10 protein-coding genes are annotated in these 10,593 nt (G+C 30.8%); 3 read left to right on the top strand and 7 right to left on the bottom strand.

The annotated features are described in order from the left end of the window. The 7 genes from SVN78_05820 to SVN78_05850 all read right to left on the bottom strand — a co-directional run. Positions 1 to 1,115, bottom strand: a 1,115-nt coding sequence (locus tag SVN78_05820; protein MDY6821120.1) for an STT3 domain-containing protein, incomplete at its 3' end; no start/stop codon positions are given. 6 nt (positions 1,116 to 1,121) lie between these two features. Beyond that, complete coding sequence (gene dapB, locus SVN78_05825; GenBank protein ID MDY6821121.1) at positions 1,122 to 1,922, bottom strand: 4-hydroxy-tetrahydrodipicolinate reductase; 801 nt, start codon at positions 1,920 to 1,922, stop codon at positions 1,122 to 1,124. Positions 1,923 to 1,931: 9 nt separating this feature from the next. Then, positions 1,932 to 2,813: a 4-hydroxy-tetrahydrodipicolinate synthase gene (dapA, locus tag SVN78_05830; protein MDY6821122.1), complete on the bottom strand. Its 882-nt coding sequence runs from the start codon at positions 2,811 to 2,813 to the stop codon at positions 1,932 to 1,934. A 22-nt stretch (positions 2,814 to 2,835) separates the two neighbouring features. Further along, positions 2,836 to 3,648, bottom strand: coding sequence for a diaminopimelate epimerase (gene dapF, locus SVN78_05835; protein ID MDY6821123.1), 813 nt, complete (start codon positions 3,646 to 3,648; stop codon positions 2,836 to 2,838). Positions 3,649 to 3,822: 174 nt separating this feature from the next. Continuing rightward, positions 3,823 to 4,386 (bottom strand): ribonuclease HII, encoded by a 564-nt coding sequence (locus SVN78_05840; GenBank protein MDY6821124.1) that lies wholly within the window; start codon positions 4,384 to 4,386, stop codon positions 3,823 to 3,825. 12 nt (positions 4,387 to 4,398) lie between these two features. Next, positions 4,399 to 5,043, bottom strand: a complete 645-nt coding sequence (locus tag SVN78_05845) for a protein-L-isoaspartate(D-aspartate) O-methyltransferase (protein MDY6821125.1) — start codon at positions 5,041 to 5,043, stop codon at positions 4,399 to 4,401. Beyond that, entirely contained in the window at positions 5,036 to 6,217 is a 1,182-nt protein-coding gene (locus tag SVN78_05850; GenBank protein MDY6821126.1) for a nicotinate phosphoribosyltransferase, read from the bottom strand. Before SVN78_05850 ends, SVN78_05845 begins: the two co-directional genes overlap by 8 nt. Positions 6,218 to 6,324: 107 nt before the next feature. Between SVN78_05850 and ptsP the strand changes: the two genes are divergently transcribed. The 3 genes from ptsP to SVN78_05865 all read left to right on the top strand — a co-directional run. Beyond that, positions 6,325 to 8,805 carry a phosphoenolpyruvate--protein phosphotransferase gene (gene ptsP, locus SVN78_05855; protein ID MDY6821127.1) on the top strand — a complete coding sequence of 827 codons (2,481 nt, stop codon included), beginning with the start codon at positions 6,325 to 6,327 and terminating at the stop codon, positions 8,803 to 8,805. Then, complete coding sequence (locus SVN78_05860; GenBank protein ID MDY6821128.1) at positions 8,757 to 9,734, top strand: 1-phosphofructokinase family hexose kinase; 978 nt, start codon at positions 8,757 to 8,759, stop codon at positions 9,732 to 9,734. The genes ptsP and SVN78_05860 overlap by 49 nt, the downstream gene beginning before the upstream one ends. 10 nt (positions 9,735 to 9,744) lie before the next feature. Next, a partial coding sequence (locus SVN78_05865) for a PTS fructose-like transporter subunit IIB (protein MDY6821129.1) occupies positions 9,745 to 10,593 on the top strand: 849 nt, incomplete at its 3' end.

Genomic DNA, 10,593 nt, shown 5'->3' on the forward strand with positions numbered 1-10,593 from the left:
ATCTTAAATTTTTCAATTATAAAGTGTATAAGTAGTCCATAGCCTATCCCAACAAAGGGGGCAAGAAACATTACAAATCTTATTGAGCTTTTAAAAGAGATAATGCCAAGTAAGAATAGTGGAATTATAGGGATAATTTTTTTGTAAAAGAATAGTGATATTATAATAAATGATAATAGACCAATAAAATTTATATAGTTATTTGATAAAATAGCTGACATAGTCATATTGATTGGCCTTTTTTGAGCTTCAGTTATGGTAGAGAGAATGTTTGGCATGTTTATTCCGCTGCTGTCTGGTTTGCCGATTATATAGTTGGTTGTAAAATGTAATAGATTATAAATACCCTCTATAAAAAAGATAGGGTTAGAAAATATAAATAAGATTATTGATGATATAATAAATATTTTAAGATTGGACTTTTTAATTAATAAAACTAAAATTAGAAAAGCAAAGTATACAATAGTAAATCCAGGATGGGAGTACCACCAATTAAATAATAATAAAGTTAACGCTAATAATAGGGTGTTTAAATATATATAAACTTTTTTATTATTTAAATATATCAATAATAAGAAAAGAGATGCAGTTATAGGAAAAAAAAGATTTAATGCGTCTGTGTCTACTCTACCTATAGTAGTTCTAGCAATATACATATATGACGCAGTAGCAATTGTTGCCCCAATGAGGCCTGCAAGAGGTTTTTTTATGATATAGAAATAAAGGCCAAGAGGGATAACAAATAGGCTTGCTAGAAAGGGAATCAAATAAAGCCCAGCGTAATAATAATTGTTATCAAAAAAAGCCGATGCCTTAGCTAAAATAAAAGAGAGCATTGGAATAATTTTGGGTTTTTTTTTGTAATCTGGATAGAATCTTAACTTATCTAAACTGCCACCATTATAGATACCTTTATCATACTCTTTGGCGTATCTAAGCCAATAATAAGCATCTAGGGTTGTCATGGCTGGGTATCCACAGGCTACATAATTAGTATTTTCTTTTTCCCAATAAACTAATTTTTGGGTGCGTATAGTTAATGAAAATAGAAATATAACAGCTAATAAAATAAAGAAAAATATAAGGGGATAATGTTTTTTAAGAAAGTAGGTCATTAAATATCATATATTTAGATTTAAGACATCATACATATTATACAATCCAGGTTCCTTTTCTTTTATCCAGAGAGCAGCTTTAATAGCACCTTTAACAAAAGTATTTCTTGATGAAGCCCTATGTGTTAACTCTAGCCTTTCACCTAAACCACAGAACATAACTGTATGATCACCAACAATATCTCCACCTCTTATAGCGTGTACACAAAGCTGATTTTTTTCTCTAACACAACTATCACCCTTTCTACCGTATATAATATCATTTTCTTTTAGGGAATTTATATCTTTTATTATATTTGCTAATTTCATAGCAGTACCACTTGGTGCATCTTTTTTCATGTTGTGATGGGCTTCAACTATTTCTATATCAAAACCTTCTTTTAGTGTTTTTGCAACAATTTCAGTTAATTTAAATAGTAGATTAACACCTATTGACATGTTTGGTGATAAAACAAGGGGGAAATTTTTTGACATATTTTCTAAGCTTTTGACTGTACTGTCATCTAATGCGGTGCTACCTATAACCAAAGGTTTTTTTAATTTGCTATAATTATCTAAGTTGGCCTTTGTACCTTTTGAGCCTGAAAAATCTATTATAATATCTGCTTTTTTAGCTATATCCAATATGTTTGATGTAATATTTATACCAGTTTTATCACATTTGCATATATCACCAATATCTTTTCCTAAGAAAGGAGAATTTTCTGCCTCTATTGCTCCAACTAGGTTTAATTTACTAGAATTAATAATCTCTAACGCAATTAGACTACCCATCCTACCTGCAGCACCAACTACACATATATTCATTGTAACCTCCTAATTTACTGTGTTAATCTTTAATGAGTGTAAAACATCCTTTAATATTTTTGTATTATCCTCTGATAGTGGAGTTAAAGGTAATCTGATCTCATCTTCAATAAGCCCCATTAGGTACATTGCTTTTTTAACTGGTATAGGGTTTGTTTCAAGGAATAAAACTTTAAACAGGTCTAGTAGTTCGTAATGAATTTTTCTTGCATTTATGAAATCATTAGCCTTAATGTATTCACACATCTGCGCCATTTTAGCTGGTACAACATTAGATGCTACAGATATAACACCATTAGCGCCTAAGCATAATAAAGGAAAGGTTAGAGAGTCTTCACCTGATAGCAGACAGAAGTCATCAGGGGTATTCTTTATAATCTTTGCAGCTTGGTCTAGTGATAGGCTTGCTTCTTTTACACCTATTATATTTTTTATATGTGAGAGATTTATAATTGTATCAGGTAATATATTACAGGCTGTCCTTCCTGGAATATTGTAAATTATTAAAGGCAGATCAACATGTTCTGCGATATATTTGTAATGTTCAAATAACCCCTTTTGGGTTGGTTTATTGTAGTAAGGGGCTATAATAAGTACAGCATCTGCACCAGCTTTTCTTGCGTGCTCTGTGAGATATACAGTTTCATGTGTGCTATTTGAGCCAGTACCAGCTATGACTGGAATTCTCTTCTTTGTTTGGTCAATTACTATATCAATAACTTTGCAGTGTTCTTCATATGTTAGTGTTGCTGATTCGCCAGTAGTTCCACAGGGTATTATTCCTTTTGTTCCATTTTCTATCTGGAATTCTACAAGTTTTCTTAAGCTTTCTTCATCAACTTTATCATTTTTAAAGGGTGTTACAATTGCAACACAAGCACCTTCATACATAGGAACCTCCTAATTTTATATTTTAATAAGTATATGCTTCATGATTAAATTTGCCTTTACAGACAATTCGTGCTTCAGCTTGTATATAATATTTTCCATTATTTTTTAACACTATAAGAGAAGTGCCACCTTTTGTCAAAACAGTAATTGGGTATTTTGTAAATTTATGTGATGATATTATTGCGCAGGCCAAAGCACCAGTTCCACAAGCTAATGTCTCATTCTCTACGCCTCTTTCATAGGTTCTTATCTTTATTGTGTTCTCATCTACTATTTCACAAATATTTACATTAGTACCCCTTGGCTTAAATAAGCTATTGTATCTTATGCTCCTACCTAAGTTTATTAAATCAACATTTTCTATATTTTCTTCAAAAATTATAACATGGGGAACACCTGTATTAATAGATGAGATTGCAATATCTTTATCATCCAAGGTAATTTTATAGTCAAGTTTTAACATTTTAGGAGGAGGTAACTCAGTTTTTATAGTATAATCGTCAATTACCTCAGAATTGATAATGCCTGAAAGTGTTTCAATTGTTAATCTTTTTGATGTAATATTGTTTAAATATGCAAATTTGCTTACACACCTAGCTGCATTGCCGCACATTTCAGCTATAGATCCATCAGAATTGTAGAATTCCCATGCAATATCTGCCACCTTCGATTGCTTGATTATAACAACACCATCAGCACCTATTGACAAACCTCTTTTACATAATTTTGATATGTATTTTTTAAAGGGAAAATTATTATAACTGTTATCTATATTATTAATAATGATAAAGTCATTACCAGCGCCGCTCATTTTCCAGAATTTAATCTCTTTCATAGCAATATTCACTAGTTTTTATATGTAGTTTCATTTTTTAATATGCACTTTTTGGCAATAAAAACCCATTGAAGATTCTTTCTATTTATATCCTATAAAATAATCTTTTCTAATGATTTATTTAGCATTTTTGCACTAAAAAGTAAATGTGAACTTCTTATGTAGATTATATCACTATAAATTATTAAAAGATAATTTTTTTAAATAAGTTTTTCTGTGCACAATAGATGGACCATATTTCCTTAAGGCCTCTATATGTTTTTTTGTGCCATAACCTTTATTTTTATTAAAACCATAATTTGGGAATAATCTATCTAACTGATCTAACAATCTATCCCTTGTAACTTTTGCTATAATTGAAGCTGCTGCAACTTGAATATATTTATCTTCAGCCTTATTAATACTTATATTTTTTACATCTAATTTTGATAATAACAGAGCATCTATAACAACTAGGCTATAAGGTTGTTTTAGCTGATTTAGTGCAATATACATTGCCTGTTTTGTTGCCCTATGTATATTTATTTTATCAATAATTTTAGGACACACAATACCTATCCCATAATCGATTACATTTTTCATTAAAAAATTAAAGGCTTCTTCCCTTTTTTTAATAGATAGTTTTTTAGAGTCAATAACTAATGTTGAGTTGAAGTCAGTGGGTAATATTGTGGCACATGCCAAAACTGGTCCAGCTAAAGCACCCCTACCCACCTCATCTACACCGGCTAAATTCATTTAAATATTAATTTATTTATACCCATATTCTCCAATTAGCGGAACAAATATACAGCTAAAATAGGAATATTCCTTTATTTTATTTTTTGTCTTTACATATTTAGTAAGTTTTTGAGCAAATCTATCTCCAATTGGGGCTACTATCGCACCATTATCTTTTAATTGATCGAATATTATATCTCCTATATACGGGGTTGCTGCTGTATATAATATTTTATCATAGGGAGCATTTTCAGGATAGCCTTTTGATCCATCGCCAACTATAACTTTAACATTATCTATCCCTAATCTTTCTAAATTATTTCTTGCGTATTCAGCTAATTCCTTAATCCTTTCAATGGTATACACATATTTACACAACTTGGAGGCAATAGCTGCTTGGTAACCTGAGCCAGCCCCTATCTCCAGTAAGATTTCATCACTATTTAAGTTTAGTAATTCAGTCATTGCCGCAACCATATATGGTTGTGATATAGTTTGCCCAAAACCTATTGAGAGGGGTCCGTCCTCATAGGCATATTTTTTTAAATTATCAGGAACAAATTCTTCCCTTGGTATCTCAAGAAAGGCTTTTAATACTTTTTTATCATTGATACCTCTTGATATAAGCTGTACTTTAACCATCTTTTCTCTTAAATCTTTAAAATTATCATTCATAAGATATATAATTTTTAAGGATTTCTTTGCTATTTAAAATTCTACTTCTAATTGTCTCATTATCGTCTAGACCATTAATTATTTTTCCCTTTTCTATAAATTTTGTTGTTATATTTTTAAGTTTATTTCCACATTTTGGGCAAAATAGGGTTGCATCCTTTGTTGTATTTGGTTCCATATATAAACATTTTTCACATTGATATACGTATTTAAAGGAGGATTTTTTGCCTTTTTTGCTTATGGGTTTTCCTTCAATCTCAACTATGTCCATTGAAAAATCCATTGCTTTTGCATTAGAAATACTAGTTCCAATGCCAAAACCATCTATAATTGTTTTTAATTCTTTAATATTATTTTCATCTAAACCGCCACTTGCAAATATCTTTACATGGTTGTAACCCCTAATATCTAATTCCCACCTTATCTCTTCTGCAATTTTCTTTAAGTTGCCACGTCTAGATGAAGGGGTATCTAACCTAACACTATCTAGTTTATCTTTTAACTTTTCTGCAACCCTTATAGTCTCAAAACGCTCGTCATTGAATGTATCAACTAGGGCAAGTCTTTTAACAGATGGGTCGATATATATATCATATAGCTCCATTGCCTTAGAAGTATCGCCAATTAGTAATATATAAACGTGGGGCACTGTCCCACTTGCTTCTCTATCTAATAGTTTGGAAGCAAAGGTTACAGAAAAGCCGTCACAACCACCTATATATGCATATTTATCAATCATACCTGCTATTGCTGGATGGGCTCTCCTTGCCCCAAAACTCAAGACTGTTTTATCTTTTGCTGCTATTTTACATTTGAGAGCTTTTGTAGTTATGCCACTTGTATGACAAAGAAACCCCAAGATAGCAGTCTCATATATGCCAAATTCTAAATAATTACCCTCAATAGTTAACACAGGTATATCCTCAAAAAATGGTGAGCCCTCTGGTAAGCCGTAAACATCAATATTTTTACCTTTAAGTAATTCTAATACATATCTTAAGCCTGTAAATATACCAAAGGGGTATTCTTTGGGCATACTTTTTTGGGCAACTTCCATTGTGACCTTTTTATCGATTTTTGCTTTTTCAAGTATCTCCTTTGTTCTAAGAAAGTATATATCCGTTGTTTTGCCATCAACAATATCTTTAGGTAGGGCAATATCAAAATTATCCATTTTCTGCTCCCTATATGAATGATTATGTACAAAAATAATATTTATAACTATATATTAAATTGATTTTACTTGCAATATAAATAGTAAACAATTAAAATTTTAGGATAATGATTAAGTTAGGTGAGAATGATATAAGATTAGGCCTTAACTTTAAGGATAAATTTGAGGCTATAGCTTATGCCGGTAATTTATTATATGAAAATGGTTATATCAATAGAGAATATATAGATAGTTTATTTAAAAGAGAAAAACAGGCTAATACTTATCTTGGCAATGGAGTTGCAATACCCCATGGTAGTCTTGAAGACAAGAACAATATAATAAAGACAGGGGTTGTTATCCTTCAAGTAAAAGAGGGAGTAAAATGGGATCTTGATAATGTGGCCTATCTCATTGTAGCAATAGCTGCAAAAAGTGATGATCATATGGATATTCTGGCAAATTTAACAAAGATTATTCAAGATAATGAAAAGTTAGATATTTTAAGACATACCAATAATAAGGATGAGGTTATTAACTTGTTAGCAGAGAAAGTAGATAAAGAAGATAATCTAACCTCTTTAGATGAGTCAGATTTTCAGATTGTTGAAGAGCTAGTTGTTAAAAATGAACACGGTTTACATGCCAGGCCTGCAAGTAAAATTTTAGAAGAGATTAGTAATTATGATGCTGAAATCTTTATATCTTTTGACAATAAGGTAGCTGTCGCTAAGAGTTTAATATCCCTATTGTCATTGGGAATTGAAAAGGGTGATAAGATTAGAATATACATTAGAGGGGCTGATTCTGAAAAGGCCTATAATTGTATAAAAAAATGCTTAGAAGAAACAACTATAGAAGCAAATGAATATATAGATAATTTAGAGTATAATATTTTAATAGATGATACATATAATTATAAATCCGATAATATATTTTTAGGTAAGGGCTATAACAAAGATATTGTTGTAGCGCCAATATATGTATTAAGTGATGATAAAGAGGCTACATACAATACCAGCGGTGATATTAGTGAGGAGTGGAATAGGCTAAAAAATGCATTAGTAAAAGCTAGAAAGGAGCTTATTGCTATTAGAGAAAAGATTGCAAGAGAAACTGATAAAGAGATGTCACGGGTTATTAACACACAGATTAGTTTTTTAGAGGATAAGAATATAATTAAGGATTTATATAAAAACTTAAATGAAGAAAAGAACGCTATTAATGTATGGAATAATGTTGTTTCACAATTTATTAATGAGCTTGATGCTAGTAAATCTAAATATATTGCAGAGAGAAAAAAAGATTTGGAGGATCTAAGAAAGAGGGTGTTAAGATTAATAAGTGGTGATAGAACAGATAATAAATTTGCTATTGATGAACCATATATTGCAGCTTTAGAAGAACTGTTTCCAAGTGATATAGCTAATTTTAATGAAAATATTTTAGGTGTTGTATTAGTTAAAGGAAGTGAAAATTCACATGCATCATTATTACTAAATTCAATGGAAATTCCCTATTTGTTTGGTTGTGGTGATGAAGTATTAGGTTGTGAAAATGGTAGTTTAGCAATACTAGATACATTTAAGGGTTGTTTAGTTGTAAATCCTGTAAATGAAGATATAGAATTAGCTAAAAAGTTGAAAATGGACTTAGACCAGTTAAAAGAAGAAGAAAGAATGAAGGCATTTGAGCCAGCAATAACAAAAGACAAAAAAAGGATCGATGTTTTTGCAAATATTTCTAATGAGTTTGATGTAGTAAAGGCAATTGATAAAGGAGCTGAAGGTGTTGGCCTTTTTCGCACAGAATTTTTATTTGTTGATAGAGATAGGCCGCCAACAATTGATGAACAATATAAGGTTTATTCAAATATTGCTGAAAGGCTCAAGGGTCTTCCTTTTATAATTAGGTTATTAGATATAGGGGGTGATAAAAATGTTAGATATTTAAAGAGCGAAAAGGAAGAAAACCCCTTTTTAGGTGTTAGAGGTATTAGATTACTTTTGAAGAATAGGGATATACTAAAAAACCAAATAATGGCAATTGCTAAAACAGCTGTTAATTATAATGTTAATATATTAATTCCAATGGTAACCTTTTATGATGAAATAGATGAGGTTATTGACATTGTTAATGAAGCTGAGAATACCTATGATATAGGCCATATAAAATTAGGGATAATGGTTGAAGTTCCTGCTACTGCTATTATGCTTGATATATTAGCTAAAAAAGTAGATTTTTTTTCAATTGGTACAAATGACCTAACCCAATATGCCTTGGCGGTTGATAGAACAAATTCAGAATTGGCGCGAAGAAACGATCACTTACATCCATCTATTTTGAGGCTAATAGATAGAGTTGTGAGCGTATCAAAGGAGTATAAAAAAGAGCTTTCAGTATGCGGTGAGATTGCCTCAGATATGACAGCTTTACCATTTGTGATTGGATTAGGTATTGATAAATTAAGTGCTAATATTAATGCAATCTCAGGAATAAAGTATAAAATAAATACTCTTAATTACCAGGATTGTGCAGATTTAGCAAAATTAGCTCTTAAGTGCAGAAGTGGAAGCGAAGTAAGAGATTTATTAAAGAAGATATCGTGATTACTATAACGTTAAATCCTGCAATAGATGTAATTTTATATGTAGATGAGCTTTATAAGGGCAAACTTAATAGGGTTGATAAGTACGTTAGGTTTGCAGCTGGCAAGGGTATAAATGTTGCCTCCTTTTTATCGGATTTAGGGTTTAAAAATATATCTGTTACTGGATTTCTAGGTGAAAAAAACAAATACTATTTTTTAGACTATTTTAAAGAAAAATCACTTAATGACAATTTTATATATTATAATGGTTATACGAGGGAAAATTATAAGATTGTTGAGGATTCTACAAATGTAACAACAGAGGTTAACACTGAGAGCATATATAGAGAAAAACTTTGCTTAGGTGCTATGCAATCAATGATTGAAGAGTTTGCGCCTAACTTTAATTATTTTGTTTTTTCAGGGAGTGTCCCACCTACTTTTAATAGTGATGTCTATTATAAACTTGGAAAAATTGCAGTATCTAAAAATAAAAAGGTAATTATTGATACTAGTGGAATTGCTTTAAAAGAAGCTCTTCGTATACCACCTTTTGCCATTAAACCCAACTATAATGAATATTGTGAACTACTGAATAAAAGTTCATTAACAATTAAGGAGATTGTGGAGTCACTAAAATATATTCATAATAAAGGCGTAGAATATGTACTATTAACTATGGGAGAAAAGGGAGCTTTAATTTCTACAAGAGACGCAAAAATATTTGTGAAGGGTGTGCCTGATAAGATAAATTCTACAACTTGTGCAGGTGATGCTTTCTTATCTGGTTTTTTATATGGCATAATTAACAATTGCTCATTAGAGGAGATTGCAAAATTATCGACTGCAAGCTCTCTCTCATTGCTCTCATCTTTTAATAGGCAGTTAGAAAATATATTGAGTTTAGAAAGATATTATAAAAATATAGAAGTTGAACATATAAGCTGAGGGAATCAATATGGCCAATATAGTTGTTGTAACAGATTGCAAGAATAGCAAATCCCATGAGATTATGGCAGCCTATGCAATTAAAAGAGTTGCTGAGAATATGGGTCATTCAGTAAAAATTGAAACAACTTCCTATAAGAGTAAAAAATATAGTGTAAATAGCGAAGATATAAAGAACGCTGATATCGTAATAATGGCTTTTGAGTCCCAGATTGATATGAAGCGTTTTAGTGGAAAATTTATATACCCTACTAGTATAAGTAATGCAATTATTGATACGCAGGTTGTACTAGATTCTGCAATTAAAATAGGGAAAGTTGATTTAAAAAAGGATAAGCCACTTCAAATACAGGAAGATAAGGTTAATATAGTTGCTGTGACATCATGCCCTACAGGTATTGCCCATACATTTATGGCGGCAGAGGCACTAAAAAATAGCGCAGCTAATCTAGGTTATAATATAAAAGTTGAAACCCAAGGTTCTGTAGGGGCTAAAAATATATTAACTGATGAGGAAATCGATAGGGCAGATGTTGTTATAATAGCAGCAGATACATATGTTGATTTAAGTAGATTTAAAAATAAGCCTGTTCATATTGTTTCAACAAAACAAGCAATAAATGATGCTGAAAGTGTTATTAATGAGTCTTTTGAGAAAGCTAAAAAAGTTCAATATGAAGATTTAGACAGGGTAATCTCTAAAACTAAAGAGAATAGAAAAGCTAGACAACCTGCTTTTTATAAGCACTTATTAACGGGTGTATCATATATGATACCTATTGTAGTTGCAGGTGGTTTAATAATAGCACTTTCATTTCTATTTGGTATTGATGCATATAAAGAGGAAGGTAGTATTGCA

This window comes from Deferribacterota bacterium (genome assembly GCA_034189185.1).
Lineage (GTDB): Bacteria > Chrysiogenota > Deferribacteres > Deferribacterales > UBA228 > UBA228.

Bases quoted from the DNA above. Each gene is read 5' to 3' on its own strand.
- SVN78_05845 (MDY6821125.1), bottom strand. From the start codon at position 5,043: ATGAATGATAATTTTAAAGATTTAAGAGAAAAGATGGTTAAAGTACAG.
- SVN78_05840 (MDY6821124.1), bottom strand. From the start codon at position 4,386: ATGAATTTAGCCGGTGTAGATGAGGTGGGTAGGGGTGCTTTAGCTGGA.
- dapB (MDY6821121.1), bottom strand. From the start codon at position 1,922: ATGAATATATGTGTAGTTGGTGCTGCAGGTAGGATGGGTAGTCTAATT.
- SVN78_05850 (MDY6821126.1), bottom strand. From the start codon at position 6,217: ATGGATAATTTTGATATTGCCCTACCTAAAGATATTGTTGATGGCAAA.
- dapA (MDY6821122.1), bottom strand. From the start codon at position 2,813: ATGTATGAAGGTGCTTGTGTTGCAATTGTAACACCCTTTAAAAATGAT.
- ptsP (MDY6821127.1), top strand. From the start codon at position 6,325: ATGATTAAGTTAGGTGAGAATGATATAAGATTAGGCCTTAACTTTAAG.
- dapF (MDY6821123.1), bottom strand. From the start codon at position 3,648: ATGAAAGAGATTAAATTCTGGAAAATGAGCGGCGCTGGTAATGACTTT.